The sequence below is a fragment of the Coprobacillus sp. genome (assembly GCF_984815275.1).
Genome location: NZ_CFJNYH010000015.1, coordinates 32,141 through 47,651, shown reverse-complemented (window position 1 = coordinate 47,651; position 15,511 = coordinate 32,141). Strand labels below are relative to the sequence as shown.

The 15,511-nt window shown below is 32.1% G+C and carries 17 protein-coding genes; 15 read left to right on the top strand and 2 right to left on the bottom strand.

Annotated elements, in window-relative coordinates:
- The 15 genes from AC5M21_RS07055 to AC5M21_RS06985 all read left to right on the top strand — a co-directional run bounded on the left by AC5M21_RS07055 (window position 1) and on the right by AC5M21_RS06985 (window position 14,231).
- Window positions 1-750 carry a carboxymuconolactone decarboxylase family protein gene (locus AC5M21_RS07055; protein ID WP_008788373.1) on the top strand — a complete coding sequence of 250 codons (750 nt, stop codon included), beginning with the start codon at window positions 1-3 and terminating at the stop codon, window positions 748-750.
- A gap of 13 nt (window positions 751-763) precedes the next feature.
- Window positions 764-1,738: an aldo/keto reductase gene (locus AC5M21_RS07050; protein ID WP_008788374.1), complete on the top strand. Its 975-nt coding sequence runs from the start codon at window positions 764-766 to the stop codon at window positions 1,736-1,738.
- Window position 1,739: 1 nt separating this feature from the next.
- Window positions 1,740-2,564: an SDR family oxidoreductase gene (locus tag AC5M21_RS07045; RefSeq protein WP_008788375.1), complete on the top strand. Its 825-nt coding sequence runs from the start codon at window positions 1,740-1,742 to the stop codon at window positions 2,562-2,564.
- An 18-nt stretch (window positions 2,565-2,582) separates the two neighbouring features.
- Entirely contained in the window at window positions 2,583-3,548 is a 966-nt protein-coding gene (locus tag AC5M21_RS07040) for an aldo/keto reductase (protein WP_302280744.1), read from the top strand.
- 166 nt (window positions 3,549-3,714) lie between these two features.
- On the top strand, window positions 3,715-3,999 hold the full coding sequence (locus tag AC5M21_RS07035; protein WP_008788377.1) for a PTS sugar transporter subunit IIB: 285 nt from the start codon (window positions 3,715-3,717) through the stop codon (window positions 3,997-3,999).
- A gap of 11 nt (window positions 4,000-4,010) precedes the next feature.
- Window positions 4,011-4,457 carry a PTS sugar transporter subunit IIA gene (locus AC5M21_RS07030; RefSeq protein WP_008788378.1) on the top strand — a complete coding sequence of 149 codons (447 nt, stop codon included), beginning with the start codon at window positions 4,011-4,013 and terminating at the stop codon, window positions 4,455-4,457.
- Window positions 4,458-4,465: 8 nt separating this feature from the next.
- On the top strand, window positions 4,466-5,008 hold the full coding sequence (gene hxlB, locus AC5M21_RS07025) for a 6-phospho-3-hexuloisomerase (protein WP_008788379.1): 543 nt from the start codon (window positions 4,466-4,468) through the stop codon (window positions 5,006-5,008).
- A gap of 204 nt (window positions 5,009-5,212) precedes the next feature.
- Window positions 5,213-5,836 (top strand): TetR/AcrR family transcriptional regulator, encoded by a 624-nt coding sequence (locus tag AC5M21_RS07020; protein WP_008788380.1) that lies wholly within the window; start codon window positions 5,213-5,215, stop codon window positions 5,834-5,836.
- A 2-nt stretch (window positions 5,837-5,838) separates the two neighbouring features.
- Window positions 5,839-7,056, top strand: a complete 1,218-nt coding sequence (locus AC5M21_RS07015) for a cation:proton antiporter (protein ID WP_008788381.1) — start codon at window positions 5,839-5,841, stop codon at window positions 7,054-7,056.
- 205 nt (window positions 7,057-7,261) lie between these two features.
- Entirely contained in the window at window positions 7,262-8,821 is a 1,560-nt protein-coding gene (locus tag AC5M21_RS07010; RefSeq protein WP_008788382.1) for a carboxylesterase/lipase family protein, read from the top strand.
- Between the two features lie 20 nt (window positions 8,822-8,841).
- Window positions 8,842-10,227: an MFS transporter gene (locus AC5M21_RS07005; protein ID WP_017144165.1), complete on the top strand. Its 1,386-nt coding sequence runs from the start codon at window positions 8,842-8,844 to the stop codon at window positions 10,225-10,227.
- A 94-nt stretch (window positions 10,228-10,321) separates the two neighbouring features.
- Window positions 10,322-11,173: an AraC family transcriptional regulator gene (locus AC5M21_RS07000; protein ID WP_008788384.1), complete on the top strand. Its 852-nt coding sequence runs from the start codon at window positions 10,322-10,324 to the stop codon at window positions 11,171-11,173.
- Between the two features lie 71 nt (window positions 11,174-11,244).
- Entirely contained in the window at window positions 11,245-12,360 is a 1,116-nt protein-coding gene (locus AC5M21_RS06995; protein WP_008788385.1) for an alpha/beta hydrolase, read from the top strand.
- 9 nt (window positions 12,361-12,369) lie between these two features.
- Window positions 12,370-13,260 (top strand): ROK family protein, encoded by an 891-nt coding sequence (locus AC5M21_RS06990; protein ID WP_008788386.1) that lies wholly within the window; start codon window positions 12,370-12,372, stop codon window positions 13,258-13,260.
- A gap of 107 nt (window positions 13,261-13,367) precedes the next feature.
- Window positions 13,368-14,231, top strand: a complete 864-nt coding sequence (locus tag AC5M21_RS06985; RefSeq protein WP_008788387.1) for a phosphatase PAP2 family protein — start codon at window positions 13,368-13,370, stop codon at window positions 14,229-14,231.
- 88 nt (window positions 14,232-14,319) lie between these two features.
- On the opposite strand, the gene AC5M21_RS06980 is transcribed toward AC5M21_RS06985, so the two are convergent.
- Window positions 14,320-14,889 (bottom strand): chromate transporter, encoded by a 570-nt coding sequence (locus AC5M21_RS06980; RefSeq protein ID WP_008788388.1) that lies wholly within the window; start codon window positions 14,887-14,889, stop codon window positions 14,320-14,322.
- Window positions 14,886-15,452, bottom strand: a complete 567-nt coding sequence (locus tag AC5M21_RS06975; RefSeq protein ID WP_008788389.1) for a chromate transporter — start codon at window positions 15,450-15,452, stop codon at window positions 14,886-14,888. Before AC5M21_RS06975 ends, AC5M21_RS06980 begins: the two co-directional genes overlap by 4 nt.
- Between the last annotated feature and the right edge of the window lie 59 nt (window positions 15,453-15,511).

Below are 15,511 nucleotides of genomic sequence, written 5' to 3'. Positions count from 1 at the left end.
ATGGTAATAAGTGAAAATGCTCAAAAATATCATGAAAGAATGTTTCCAGGGTATGAATCAAAATTGTTAAAAACAGATCCAGAGTTTATTGTATTATTTGATAACTTTGCATTTGATGAGGTTGTCAATCAGTGTGATTTGGATGAACATACAAGATTTATTGCAATCTTGGCGACATTAATAGGATGTCAGGGTATAGATGAGTTTAAAGTTATGTTAAATGCTTCATACAATTTTGGTGTGACACCAATTGAGATGAAAGAGATTGTCTATCAGGCAGTTGCTTATTTAGGAATGGGAAGAGTTTTTCCGTTTCTTCATGCAGTGAATGATTTTTGTATTGATCATCATATTGCATTGCCATTAACTGGGCAATCAACAACCAATCCTATTAATAGATTAGAAAAAGGAATTCAGGCACAAGTTGATATTTTTGGAGAAAATATGAAAAATTTTTATCAATCAGGTGATAAAGATTCACAACATATTAATTATTGGCTAACAGATAATTGTTTTGGTGATTATTACACTAGAAATGGTTTGGATTATAACCAAAGAGAAATGATTACATTTTGTTTTTTAGCTGCTCAAGGGGGTTGTGAAGCACAACTTATTTCTCATGCATCAGCGAATATTAGAATTGGTAATGATAAAGATTTTTTGATTCAAGTTATTTCACAATGTTTACCATTTATTGGTTATCCCAGAAGTCTCAATGCATTGCATTGTGTGAAAGAAGCAATAGAGTAGGAGGAATAAAAATATGCAAAAAAGAAGATTAGGGAAAACAGATATGTATGTTAATCCAGTAGGATTAGGATGTATGGGATTCTCGCATGCATATGGTGTTGCTGAAGATAAAGAAACAGCTATTCAAATCATTAGGAAAGCTTTTGATATGGGTTATGATTTCTTTGATACTGCTGAATGTTATACAGGAGAAAATGCTGATGGCAGTATCTCTTATAATGAAGAATTAGTAGGAACTGCACTTAAAGATGTAAGAAAACAAGTTGTGATTGCTACAAAGTTTGGTGTTGAACACAAAGGGGACCATTTAGAATTGGATAGTTCACCAGAAAGAATTAGAAAATCAATTGAAGGAAGTCTGAAAAAAGTACAAACAGATTATATTGATTTACACTATCAGCATCGTATTGATCCGAAAGTTGAACCAGAGATTGTTGCTGGAGTGATGAAAGAATTGATAAAATCAGGGAAAATAAAAGCTTGGGGAATTTCAGAAGTTAATGAAGACTATTTGAGAAGAGCTCATGCAGTATGTCCTGTAACGGCGATAGAAAATCGGTATTCAATGATGGCAACATGGCATGAAAATTTATTTCCAGTATGTGAAGAATTGGGAGTGACATATGTTGCTTTCTCACCTATGGCAAATGGTTTATTATCTGGTCAGTTTAATGCAGAGACAAAATTTCCTCAAGGAGATTTTAGAAATCATATGCCCCAATATCAAAGCGAAGGATATCAAAAAGCAAATTGTTTATTAACTTTATTAAATAAAATGGCAAAAGAGAAGAATTGTACAATGGCACAATTATCATTAGCATGGATGATCAATAAAAAATCATTTATCATTCCTATTCCAGGCAGTCGAAAAGAAGCAAGATTATTGGAAAATTTTGAATCTTGTCATATTATACTCACAGAAGATGAAATTCAATGTATTGATACGCAATTAAAAGAAACAGATTTTGAAGTGTTTGGAGGACATTAAAATGAAAGATGTTATGATTGTTACAGGAGCTGGACAAATCAGTATGGCAATTGCAAGAAGAATGGGTTATGGAATGAAAATTGTTATGGGGGATAAAAGCATTGAGAATGCTATAAACATAGCAAAGATCATGAATGATGCTGGTTTTGATGTGATTCCTTTTCAAATGGATTTAGCATCAAAAGAATCTATTTTAGAACTCATTGCAGAAGCACAAAAGTATGGTGATATCACAATGTTAGTGAATGGAGCAGGAGTTTCACCAAGCCAAGCATCAATTGAAATGATTTTAAAAGTTGATCTTTATGGAACGGCTGTTTTATTAGAGGAAGTTGGAAAAGTTATCAAAGAAGGTGGTGTTGGGGTGACGATTTCAAGTCAGTCTGGACATCGTATGCCTGCACTGAATGCAAAAGTGGATAGTTTATTAGCAATGACACCAACAGAAGATTTATTAAATTTAGAAGTTCTTCAACCACAAAATTTATCAGATAGCTTACATGCGTATCAAATTGCAAAACGATGTAATGAAAAAAGAGTTATGGCTGAGTCTGTAAAATGGGGAGAAAGAGGAGCACGTATTAATTCCATTTCTCCAGGTATTGTCGTCACACCACTAGCGATTGATGAGTTTAATGGACCAAGAGGAGATTTCTATAAAAATATGTTTGCAAATTGTCCTGCGAAAAGACCTGCAACAGCTGATGAAATTGCCAATGTTGCTGAATTATTAATGAGTCATAAAGGGGCATTTATTACAGGAACTGATTTTTTAATTGATGGTGGAGCAACAGCTTCATATTTCTATGGCCCATTGAAGCCATAATTTGAGGAGATGAAAACAATGGAATATGTCAATTTAGGACGTACTGGTTTAAAAGTTTCGCGTATCTGTTTAGGATGTATGGGATTTGGTAGTGATAAGGGCGGAATTCAAGCCAATGTCGGTGAAGAAGAGGCAAGAAAAATCATTAAACACGCATTGGATCTAGGGATTAACTTTTTTGATACAGCCAATTATTATTCATTAGGAGAATGTGAAGAAATTTTAGGGAGGGCGTTAAAAGATTATGCTTCTAGGGATGATGTTGTGATTGCTACAAAATTATATTATCCAATGCATAATGGTGCCAATGCGAAAGGACTGTCACGTAAAGCTATTTTTGTAGAAGTTGAAAATTCTTTAAAAAGATTACAGACAGATTATATTGACTTATATATTATTCATCGCTGGGATTATACAACCCCTATTGAAGAAACTATGGAAGCTCTTAATGATTTGGTGAGAATGGGAAAAGTGAGATATATAGGTGCAAGTGCAATGTATGCCTGGCAATTTGTCAAAGCCAATGCTGTTGCAAAGGAACATGGATGGACACAATTTGTATCTATGCAGGACATGATCAATTTAATATATCGTGAAGAAGAAAAAGAAATGATTCCAATGTGTCAATATGAAAACATTGCATTAACGTCATTTTCTCCTCTTGCTCATGGTGTTTTTAATAAACCGTTAGGATCCCCTAGAATTGATAACTGTGGGAAGTTACAAAACGAATATATCTTAGAACATGATCAAGAGATTATCAAACGTGTTTATGAATTATCAAAAAAGTATCAGAAATCAACAAGTCAGATTGCTTTGGCATGGGTATTATCAAAATCATATATCACTGCACCTTTAGTAGGGGCTTCAAAAATCGAATATTTAGATGAAGCGGTTGATGCTTTTAATATTTATTTGACACAAGAAGAAATAGAATATCTAGAAGAACCCTATATTTCTCATATACAATATGGATTTAGATAGAACTTGTTTTGTGAAATCTAAGGAAATATTCTATTAAAGAATAAATGAAGAGTTTGAAAAAGTGAATAATGTTTAGAGGATAGATTCGACTCTTTTTTGGTAACGATGCGAATGTGTAGTAAAACTTTAGGATAGTACAAATAAAAAAAGAAATCCATATAAGAATATGAAAAAAGTATTGGTTGTTTGTGGAAATGGAATTGCATCATCATCTATTATGGTTGCAGGATTACAAGATTATTTGAAAGAACAAGGAATTGAGGCACAAATTGATAAAGCATCTTTAATGGATGCAACTACAGATAGGATTAATAGTTATGATTTGTTGGTTTCTTCAACAAAAATTAATAATGATGCAGTGACTATTCCAGTTATTATTGGAATTGGATTATTAACAGGAATTGGTGAAGAAGAAGTTTTAGAAGACATTAAAGGTGTGTTAGTAGGTTAGGGGAGAGAATAATGAAAATCTATTTTACTGAAAAAAATGTATCCTCTGATTTAGAAGCTATTGAAGTCGCTGGATCTGTTCTTGTTCAAGAAGGAAGAGTAATGCCTGAGTTTATTACTGCATGTACAGATAGAGAAAAAATTTATCCTACGGGATTAGGACTACCATCAGGTCAAGCTGTTGCTATGCCACATGGCGAATCAAGTTTTGTTAAAGAAGATAGTATAAGTATTGTGAGAACACAGACACCTGTTGTTTTTAAACGTATGGAAGATCCAGACCAAACTGTTAAATGTCAATTGATTTTTAATCTTGCTCTTGCAACAGGTGGAAAACATATTACAGTTCTTAGAAAGTTAATGGGATTGTTTCAAGATGAAATGTTTATTCAAAATTGCATGCAATATGATAATATTTCATTGATTAAATACGTTTGTGAACAATTAGAAGAAGGTTAAAGAAGATTATGAATATTAATGGTTCTAAAATATTAAGTGAATTAACAGAAGTTAATAATCAGTTAAATACTTCTGATATCTACAAACTTATTGATTTAATTGATATATCAAATCATATTTATTTAACAGGTGCAGGAAGATCTGGTTTGATGATTCGTTCATTTGCAAATCGCTTGCTCCACTTAGGGTATAATATAAGTGTTGTCGGTGAAATCAGTTCACCCCATACCCATCCAGGTGATTTGTTATTGATTAGTTCTGGTTCTGGTGAAACAAAAAGTTTAATAAGTCAAGCTGAAATTGCTAAACAAAATGGATTAAAGGTTGCTCTCATTACAACAAGTTCGATCTCTTCCTTAGCGAAGTTAGCAGATATTGTTTTACTTATTCCAGTTCAATCCAAAGATACAAATGGTGAAACAATTCAACCAATGGGAACATTATTTGAACAGTATACATTAATTTTGTATGATAGTATTGTTTTAAATATAATGGGTCTAAAAAATCAAACAAACGAAACAATGAAAGCTAGACATGCTAATTTAGAATAACTATAGAATATGACTCCCTTAAGATATTATATAGTTGCAATAGATATAATTTTCTCATGTATAAATTCAATTAATTATTGAGATGAAAGAAAAATATGTAGAGAATTTATTCTTGTATAAAAGGAAAAAGTGATTTTTATCTTTTTCTTTTTTTTATTTGTGATATACTATTTATTGACCGCATGGTCAATGATTGGAGAGATTATGAAAAGAGAAGACATGAATAAAGCTATGCATACAAAGATTATTGAAAGTGCTATTCAAGAATTTAATGAAAAAAGTTATGAAAAAGCATCTATGAATCATATTTGTCAAATTGGTCAAATATCTAAGGGAATCATTTATCATTATTTCAAAGATAAAGATGAACTCTATTTAGAATGTATAAAAATCTGTTTTGAAACGATTGTCACATATTATCAAGATCATTTACCTTTGGATATGAATCAGGAAGAAAGTATGAAAATCTATATGCAGTTAAGAATGCAGTTTTTTGAAGAATATCCTCAATTAAGAGGGCTCTTCTTTCATACAATTTTAAGAACACCATCTCATTTAAAAGAAGAAGTGAAAATGATTAAGACAGATTTTGATGTGTTAAATGAAGATTTTATAAAACACTATTTACAAAGTAAGAAATTAAGAACTGGGGTATCATTTGAAAGAGCATTAGAATATTATAAGATGATGCAAAATACATTTAATGATTATTTTCGTGTTCAGATAGAAAATGGTGAACCGTTTGATGAGATTGTTGAAAAACATGAAGAAGAAATGGAAAATTGGATTGATATAGTGCTTTATGGTATTGCGAGGGAGGAAAATTGATAATGATGATGAGATTTCTTATTGCTTTTTTGATTGCAATTGGAGTAGGAAAATTGGTTTCAAAACTAAAATTACCAGCTATATTAGGATGGTTATTAGCGGGCATGATTTTAGGTCCACATGCTATTGGATTGATAAATCAATCTTTATTAGATTCAGTGGTTTATGGAAGAATTATTAATATTTTAGAATGTTCAGTAGGTTTGATGATTGGGACAGAACTTGTTTGGAAAAAAATCAAGAGTGCCGGAAAACAAATTATCATTACAACTTTGACTCAGTCACTTGGGACTTTTCTCTTTGTGAGTTTGGTTTTTGGCATCACTTTTTACTTTATGAAGCTCCCCATTTATCTTGCCTTCTTATTTGGTGGGATTGCTTTAGCAACAGCCCCAGCCCCTGCATTATCTATTGTCAGAGAGTTTAAGACAGATGGACCAGTCACAAAAACGCTTATTCCAATGGCAGCATTGGATGATATGGTTGGTGTTGTTATTTTCTTTACAACAATGGCGATTGTCAGTGGGCAGGTGTCTTCTCAAGATATGCCTATTTATATGATTGCATTTATTGTTTTGTTGCCATTAATGATTGGAGCATCTGTAGGTGTGTTAAGCGGATTAGTGATGAACCGTGTGAAAACATCTAAGCAGCGATTTCTTGTTTTAATTGGGTTTATACTGATTGCTTCTTTGGTGGGAATGATTGTCAACTATCATTTCTTGTCAACACCTATTTTAAACTTTATGTTGATAGGTATGGCATTTTCAGCTGCTTTTGCAAATATGATAAAAACAGAAGAACTGGATGATTTAATGAAACAATTTAATCCTATATTAAGTGTGTCTATGATTATTGTTATTTTAAATCTTGGTTCACCTTTAGATTATCATTTGATTTTAGGGGCAGGTTTGTTTACTGTAATCTATATTATTTCTAGAGCAATTGGCAAGTATTTTGGAGCTTACTTTGGAGCAACAATTACACATTGCCCTCGAACTGTTCAAAAATATTTAGGGTTGACTTTATTACCTCACTCAGGTGTCTCTCTGGTTTTTACTGGTATAGCAGTTGCAAATTTATCTGGACCAGCTCCAGAAAGTGCACAAATTATTCAAGGAACAATTGCTGCTGCCGCAGTGATTAATGAATTGATTGCAGTTATTATGGCGAAAAAAGGTTTTGAATGGGCTGGTGAAATGGCTTCTCATGAGGAGTGATTTCCTAGCCTTTTCTTATTTTATATTTTTAAAATATCAATTAATGACTATTATTCAGTCAATAAAGCACAACATTTATGAGAATTGAGCATGTATAATGAAAAATGTAATTGAGAGAGACTTGATTGCATTTCTTTTTTACTTATAAATGAAAGCGCTTTATATAGGAGAATGTTTTGACTAATCAAAAATAAGGAGTAGAAAGATGTTAAAGAAATTTGAATATGATAATATCCCTGTTGTTCAAACAACTGCTGGATATGTAAAAGGTTATCGTTATGAAGGCACTTATATTTTTAAGGGAATACCTTATGCTTATGCAGACCGTTTTCAGATGCCAGTTCCACCAGTCTCTTGGGAAGGTGTGAAAGATACAACTTCATATGGAATGGTATGTCCATTGCTTTATCCAGAAAAACCACAGGGTGAAATGTTAGTTCCTCACATGTATTGGCCTCAAGATGAGCATTGTCAAACTGTCAATATATGGAGTCAGGAAATAGATGAAAAAGCAAAGAAACCTGTTATGGTTTGGTTACATGGTGGTGGTTTTTTTGCAGGGTCTTCAATCGAAAAGTTAGCTTATGATGGGGCCAATATGAGTCATTATGGAGATGTCGTTGTTGTTTCACTCAATCATCGTTTAAACATATTAGGCTTTTTGGATTTATCACCATTTGGTAAGAAATATAAAAACTCAGCCAATGCAGGATTAGCAGATTTGGTAGAAGCTTTACATTGGATAAAAGATAATATTGCTCAATTTGGTGGTGATCCAGATAATATAACATTGTTTGGTCAATCTGGCGGTGGGATGAAAATAAGTGCATTAATGCAGATTCCAGATGCTCAAGGATTGTTTCATAAAGGAATGATTATGAGTGGTGTTGCGGGTGATTTTATGCCACCTTGTCAAGGAGGAGATGGAACCCTTATTGTTAAGGCATTACTTGAAGAATTGAATTTGTCTTTAAGTGAAATAGAGAAATTGGAAACAATTCCTTATTCTATGTTAGCTAATGCTTATTTAAAAGTTGCTCCAGCACTACAAAAGGCTGGTGCTTATGTTGGCAATAACCCAATGATAAATGATTATTACTTAGGTGAACCACAGATGACATTATTTACTGAACAAGCTAAAAAGACACCACTTATGGTTGGAACAGTATTTGGAGAAATGAGTTTTGCTCCTGTTACATATAATAAATTGAAACTCAGTGAACAAGAAATGATAGATATTCTTCATTCTCATTTCAAAGATCAAACACAAAACATCATAGAAGCTTTTTTGAAAGCTTATCCTGATAAAAAGATAATTGATCTCTTGAACATTGATACATTATTTAGACTAATGTCTAAACAACTTATCAGTGCAAAATCAAAGTATCAGCAAGCGCCAACTTATAATTATATATTTACCTTAGATTTTCCTTGTCAATTTGGAAAGCCTGCATGGCATTGTTCTGATATTCCATTTGTTTTCCATAATATTGATAAAGTTCCGGTTGCAAATATTGAAGGTGTCAGTGAAAAACTCCAAGAACAGATGTTTAAATCTGTGATTGCATTTGCTTATACTGGAAATCCTAATCATGACGGCTTGCCACAATGGGATGCTTGTCAACCAGAACATGAAATCACAATGATTTTTGATAAGGATTGTGTTGTACGTGAAAACTTTGATAATGAATTATTAAAGTTGTTAAAACAAGTTTTACCTGAATTTTCGTTAGAAATGTTAATGAACACTGCTATACAGCATTAAAAAATGGAAAGGATATGAATATGAAAAAAAATCAAAGTAATATAACTTCTGAAAAAATTGGACTTTTTGAAAAGATTGCTTATGGTGGAGGAGATTTGGCAAGTAATCTTATTCTTGTTTTATCAAGTACGTTTGTCACTTTCTTCTATACAGATGCATTGGGATTAAATGCTGCAATTATTGGTATGATTATGATGGTTTCACGTTTTCTTGATGGGACAAGTGATATCATTATGGGGTTTATTGTTGATAAGACAAGATCTAAACATGGAAAAGCAAGACCGTGGTTATTATGGTTAGCAATTCCGATTACTGTCTCTCTCATATTAATGTTTACAGTTCCACAAACAGGTGATTTTGGAAAGTATGTATATGTAGCCATTACTTATAATCTAGTGACAACAATCTTGTACACAGCTATTAATATTCCATATGGAGCACTCACTTCATTAATGTCACGTGATCAGGATCAACGTATGGTTATTAATATTTTTAGAATGACGATGGCACAAATAGGTTCATTGATTATTAATGCTATTACTTTACCAATTGTTAATTCTTTAGGAGGAAGTGGTGATCAAAAATCTTGGATCATAACTTCAGTTATTTATGGGATTGCTGCTTTAATATTATTTTTGCTTTGCTTCTTTAAGACAAAGGAACGTGTGAAAGTCAATGAGAATAAGGAAGCAGAACAAAAAATGTCATTTATAACATCAATTAAGTTTTGTTTAAAAAATGATCAGTGGCTTGTTTTGGTTATTTATTGGGTTATTATGGCTTTTGGAATGGCTATGAGTATGAGTGTTGGAACATATTATGCAAAATACATTCTTGGTAATGAGAATTTTGCTGGATTCTTAATGGCTATTTCTATTGTTCCTGTTGTTATTTTTATGCCACTTCTCCCTCCACTCATCAGAAAGATAGGAAAGTGTAAGGTTTCTATTATTGGTGGTATTATCTCTGTAGTGGCTTTGTCTCTTATGGCACTCAATCCAACAAGTATGAACTGGTTACTCGTTTGTTCACTCATCAAAGGAATTGGACAATCTGCGACGGCAGGAACAATTTTTGCAATGGTTGCTGATACAATTGAATATGGACAATGGAAAACTGGTGTTCGTACAGAAGGAATGTTATATTCAAGTACAACATTTGGTGCAAAAATTGGTATGGGAGTTGGTGGTGCAATTGCTATGGCTATTTTAGGAGCCACCGGATACAATGGTTTATTAGCAACTCAAAGTGAATCTGTTTATCAAGTTCTGAAAGTCTTATATATTTATATTCCTATTGCTTTTTCAGTGTGTATGCCAATATTATTAAAAGTTTTCTATAAATTAGATAATATTTATCCACAAGTTATGGCAGATTTACAAGAACGTGAAAATATAGTGGAATAGAGTTTGCTTATTTAAAAATGTGATATGTCAATTGATGTATCACTATTTTTATAATTTTTGCTATGATATAATGAAAAACAAGAGGTGATGAAAAATGGATAAATACTATCATGAAAGAGTGACATTAAAACATCAAATTCCAGCAATGATAGCTGTTCTTGATCAAGATGAAATTGAAAAACAATTTCCTTATGGGGCTTTTATTCCAATGCATTGGCATCGCAGTTTAGAAATTTCTTTATTAGAAAATGCAGAAGTTGTTTTACAGATTGGTGAAAAAGAATATTTTATTGATAATGATTTTACCTGTGTGAATAGTGGCACTCTGCATTCTTTACATGCTCAATCTATAAGAGAAAATCCACATTGTTTTATTGTTTTAATTTCTTATGATTTTATGAAACAATATTATTCGAATATTGATAATATTTCTTTTGATTTATCACTTAAAGACAATCATGATGACTTAAGAGTTTTATATCGTCGTTTAGAAAATTTGTATCTTCATCAGGATGAATATTCTTATTTAGATATGACAGCATGTATATTTGATATCTTTGCTTTATTATTAAGAGAGTATAAAATAGATAAACAATATATCAAAACAAAATCATCAAAGAATCATGAACAGATGAAAGAAATATTAACTTATTTACATGAGCATTATCAGGAACCTTTATCTTTAAATGATATGGCTGCTTCATTTTATATGAGTAAAGAACATTTCTCTAGACAATTTCATCTTTATGTTGGAAAAACATTTAGAGATTATTTGGCTTCATATCGATTGTATAAAGCATATGAAGATATTATCAATACAGATATGACTGTACAAGATATTGCACGTATTCATGGCTTTTGTAATGTCAAGTCATTCATCAAATTATTTCATGAAACCTATCATCAAACACCACTTCAATATCGTAAGAAAATGTCAAGAAATTGACATTTTTTTGTCAATTAAATACAACTTTATGAAAGCATTTTTATTTATAATTATAAATAGGAGGATTAATTATGGGTAAAAAATACAGTGAAGAGTTATTGAATAAAATTCGGCAAAAACAAAAGTGTGTATGTATGAACGGAATAGATGTTATTGTGAAACCTATTCCTGATTGTGATGAAGATGGAATGATGGATCCGCGCTTATATCATGATAATAAGAAGATGGCTACAATGATGAGATTTATGCCAAAAAGTCTTATGAAGATTGATGCTTCTCCTAAATCTATTGACCGTTTAAGAGGAATGTTTAACGGAGTCAAGAGTGAACCTATTGCTTCTGATAAAATCAAAGTGATTCAACAAACCATGAATGGAATGGATAATAATGATATCCCTATTCAAATCTACTTACCAATTGAGACAAAGGAGAAAACACCAGTCCTTTATTATATTCATGGTGGTGGGTTCTTTGCAGGTCATATGGGTGTTGTTGATCAACTGGTGAAAATGATTGTTGAAAGGTTTCATGTTGTTGCTGTTTCAATTGATTATCGCTTAGCACCAGAAAATCCTTATCCTAAGGGACATCAGGATTGTTATGAAGGATTAAAATGGGTGTATCACCATATTCAAGACTATGGTGGGGATAACAAGAATATTTTTGTGGCTGGAGATAGTGCAGGTGGAAATTTAACACAATATTGTACAACACGTGACATGGAAGATGGAAGTCATATGGTCAAAGGGCAATTGTTATTGTATCCAACGGTTAATATGGGTGGTATAGATGATGATGAATCTCATTGGAGCATAGAGCGTTATCATATACATCCTAAACATAAAAAAGTGATAGAGGCATCATTATCAATGATGGGTGGTGATGATGGTATGACCAATATGTTAGGCGATATTCTTGGAACTCAAGATATTATGAATCGCTATTTAACGCCATATATGATGGATTTAACAGGCTTACCACCAACTTTTGTGACTGTCGGTGAACATGATTTTCTCTATATAGAATGCATGGCATATGCTAAAAAATTAGTTAAAGCGGGCGTAGAAACGACAACGGTTGTTTATAAAGGAATGGGACATGCTTATGGTGATAATATTGGTGTTTATCCACAGAGTGAGGATTGTGCAATGGAAATGGGAAAGTTTATTATTAAACATAGTAAATAGGAGAACAGTATGAAAAAATTAATTTTTGATGTTGGTGCAAGTGCCATTAAATATGCATTGATGGATAATGATGCACATATTTATGAGAAGGGTAAAGAAGTCACACCACATGACAATTTTGAGCATTTTTTAACAATCTTGAAGTCAATCTATGAGAAATATCAAACACAAATTGATGGGATTGCCTTGAGTTTACCAGGAACTATTGATTCAGTACGTGGCCAAATCTATGCTCCTGGTGGACTTTCTTATAATGAAAATATCAATTTGGTAGATAAAATGCGTAGTTTTACACAACTTCCTATTACAATTGAAAATGATGGGAAAAGTGCAGCTTTAGCAGAAGTATGGAAAGGAAATCTTAAAGATTGTCAAGATGGGATTGTGATTGTAGTAGGAAGTGGTCTTGGTGGTGGAATTATTAAAGATGGTCAATTATGGAAAGGACAACATCTTTTTGCAGGTGAATTCTCATATATTTTCCAAGGCGAAGGAACTTCTTTTATGGAAAATGCTTGGGCGGTTAAAGGCAGTACGACAGCATTAATTATGGATGTTGCACGTCGTAAAAACATAGAGGCAAGTCAACTAGATGGTTATCGTATCTTTCAATGGGTTGAAGCATTAGATGAAGAAGCCTGTGCTGCTTTGCAAACTTTAGCGAAAAATTTAGCTATTGGTATATATAATTTACAATGTATCTTAGATCCACAAAAGATACTTATTGGTGGTGGAATTAGTCAACAGCCTATTCTCATTGAAAAAATTCAAGAAGAATTAAATAAAATCTATGAAAAAATCCCTTTTGACATTCCTCATGCTCAAATAGATAATTGTTGTTATTATAATGATTCTAACATGATTGGAGCATTGTATAATTTCTTGACTATGTATCCTTGATAGGAGTTATTCATAGATTATGGTGAAATAACGAAACCTACATGATGAAAGAAAACTTTATTTTCACTTTCTTTATGTGGGTTTTTGTATAAAAAAGGAGCTAAGATATGAAAGTATTTGAAAAGAAAAATTGTCTTTTTGTTGGTATTTTATTGTTGGTATTTATGATTGTAGGTTCATTTTTTGATTTTCAAATTTCTACAGCATTATTTGATCCTGATAGTTTATTTGGAATGTTATTTGCAAGTTATGGACAACTTCCAGCCATGTTATGTATAAGTACAGCTGGAACTTTACTCATTAAAATTGCTGATCATCAAAAGAAAGTATTACTTATTCTCAGTTATTTATTTGGAATTTTGCTCAATGCTTTTGCTATTCTTGGAATAACAATGGATCCTATGTTATATATTCCTCATATGTCAATAGTTTTAAGTCTAATCATTGCAGTTATACTTGTTGGAGTTGTTAATTTTATTATGTTAAAACTCACACAAGATGCAAATCGTCAGCAAATTAAGAAGGTCATCATTCTTTTTATTGGTGTTATGTTTCTGGAAATGATTATTATCAATATTATTAAAATTCCTTGGGCTCGTCCAAGAATGCGTATGATAACGGCACAAAATCAAGTGTTTCAACCTTGGTGGGTTATTGGAAGTGATATGAAAGACCATTTGATGGCATTGGGGATAGCTGCTGAAGAATTCAAATCATTTCCTTCTGGACATACTGGTAATGCTGCATGTGCTCTTTTGCTAGGTGTTCTACCAGTGATTTGCCAAAAATTGAAAGGAAAAGAAAATTTGTTATTCTTTATTGGTGTTATATTTACATTAACAGTTGCTTTTTCAAGAATTATTGTGGGGGCTCATTTTTTAACAGATGTAACGATTGGAATGAGTGTGACATTTCTGATTGAAGTGATATTTGTATATAAGTTGTGGAAAAAAGATAATGACAGCATATAAAATAAATGAAAATCATGTATTTCTATGTTTAAATCAAAAAGAAGATAAAAAACTATCTACTAAATAGTGAATTATCTTCTTTTCAATTTCATAATAAATTTCCCACAACAAAATATTGAATAACATTTAAAATTCCAGCCAATACCATAACAAAGATTGGATTCATTTTCCATTTCATTAATAAGAACATACAGATACCAAAAATAACAACCATTTGTATTTTTATTGTATTGATACTGATTCCAAGTTCACCAAAGATTGCTGAAATAATAATTGTTAAGCCTGCTGTTGCAATGAGTGAAACAACGGCTGGACGTAGTGTACTCAAAACAACTTGTAATGATTTCATATTGCGATATTTTAAATAGAGCCATGCAATGATTGTCACAATGATACAAGCGGGTAAAATACATCCTAATGTTGCAACAATGGCACCAGGGATACCAGCTATTTTGATACCAACAAATGTTGCAGAATTGACAGCAATAGGACCAGGAGTCATTTGTGAAATAGTTACCAGATCTGTAAACTCTGATAAACTTAACCAATGGTGTAAATCAACAACTTGATTTTGAATGAGTGGCATAGCAGCATAACCACCACCAAAACTAAAAGCACCAATTTGTAAAAAACTTAAAAACAATTGCAAATAAATCATATCATTTCACTTCCTTTTTGTACAAATGTCTTGATGAGTCCTAGAGCAATACATACCAGTATGACATAAACAACATTGACATTGAAAAAATAAGTGACAATAAAAGACACTGTCATAATGATGAGTGAAAAAGGATTTTTTTCTTTAACAATACCTGATCCCATTTCAAAAACAACGGAAGCAATCACGGCTCCTACTCCAGCCTGCATACCTTCTAACATCAAAGATACAAGTAAATTTGTACGAAAAGCATTATAACAAACTGAGATAGCAGAAATAATGACAAAAGGAGGAATAATCGTTGCAATCACTGAAACAAGCACACCTAGCATGCCTGCTAATTTATATCCTACAACAATGGCTCCATTCACTGCAATTGCACCTGGTGCAGATTGTGCAATAGCAATTAGATCTAACATTTCATCCTCATCTATCCAATGATATTCACTGACAAACTTTTTGCGCATTAATGTCACTATGACATAACCGCCACCAAAAGTAAAAGCACTTAAATATAAAGTTGAAAGAAAGAGCTTTCTTAATTTATATTTTTCTATGTTCATATGTCTACCTCCATAGTCACATCATACATTGTCTTGAAAAATAAGTAAAATACTATTAT

What these genes read in the sequence shown, in the direction of transcription:
- AC5M21_RS07020 (WP_008788380.1), top strand. Translation starts at nt 5,213, where the DNA reads ATGAAAAGAGAAGACATGAATAAAGCTATGCATACAAAGATTATTGAA.
- AC5M21_RS06980 (WP_008788388.1), bottom strand. Translation starts at nt 14,889, where the DNA reads ATGATTTATTTGCAATTGTTTTTAAGTTTTTTACAAATTGGTGCTTTT.
- AC5M21_RS07030 (WP_008788378.1), top strand. Translation starts at nt 4,011, where the DNA reads ATGAAAATCTATTTTACTGAAAAAAATGTATCCTCTGATTTAGAAGCT.
- AC5M21_RS07035 (WP_008788377.1), top strand. Translation starts at nt 3,715, where the DNA reads ATGAAAAAAGTATTGGTTGTTTGTGGAAATGGAATTGCATCATCATCT.
- AC5M21_RS07010 (WP_008788382.1), top strand. Translation starts at nt 7,262, where the DNA reads ATGTTAAAGAAATTTGAATATGATAATATCCCTGTTGTTCAAACAACT.
- AC5M21_RS06975 (WP_008788389.1), bottom strand. Translation starts at nt 15,452, where the DNA reads ATGAACATAGAAAAATATAAATTAAGAAAGCTCTTTCTTTCAACTTTA.
- AC5M21_RS07055 (WP_008788373.1), top strand. Translation starts at nt 1, where the DNA reads ATGGTAATAAGTGAAAATGCTCAAAAATATCATGAAAGAATGTTTCCA.
- AC5M21_RS07005 (WP_017144165.1), top strand. Translation starts at nt 8,842, where the DNA reads ATGAAAAAAAATCAAAGTAATATAACTTCTGAAAAAATTGGACTTTTT.
- AC5M21_RS06995 (WP_008788385.1), top strand. Translation starts at nt 11,245, where the DNA reads ATGGGTAAAAAATACAGTGAAGAGTTATTGAATAAAATTCGGCAAAAA.
- hxlB (WP_008788379.1), top strand. Translation starts at nt 4,466, where the DNA reads ATGAATATTAATGGTTCTAAAATATTAAGTGAATTAACAGAAGTTAAT.
- AC5M21_RS07050 (WP_008788374.1), top strand. Translation starts at nt 764, where the DNA reads ATGCAAAAAAGAAGATTAGGGAAAACAGATATGTATGTTAATCCAGTA.
- AC5M21_RS06990 (WP_008788386.1), top strand. Translation starts at nt 12,370, where the DNA reads ATGAAAAAATTAATTTTTGATGTTGGTGCAAGTGCCATTAAATATGCA.
- AC5M21_RS07015 (WP_008788381.1), top strand. Translation starts at nt 5,839, where the DNA reads ATGATGATGAGATTTCTTATTGCTTTTTTGATTGCAATTGGAGTAGGA.
- AC5M21_RS07045 (WP_008788375.1), top strand. Translation starts at nt 1,740, where the DNA reads ATGAAAGATGTTATGATTGTTACAGGAGCTGGACAAATCAGTATGGCA.
- AC5M21_RS07040 (WP_302280744.1), top strand. Translation starts at nt 2,583, where the DNA reads ATGGAATATGTCAATTTAGGACGTACTGGTTTAAAAGTTTCGCGTATC.
- AC5M21_RS07000 (WP_008788384.1), top strand. Translation starts at nt 10,322, where the DNA reads ATGGATAAATACTATCATGAAAGAGTGACATTAAAACATCAAATTCCA.
- AC5M21_RS06985 (WP_008788387.1), top strand. Translation starts at nt 13,368, where the DNA reads ATGAAAGTATTTGAAAAGAAAAATTGTCTTTTTGTTGGTATTTTATTG.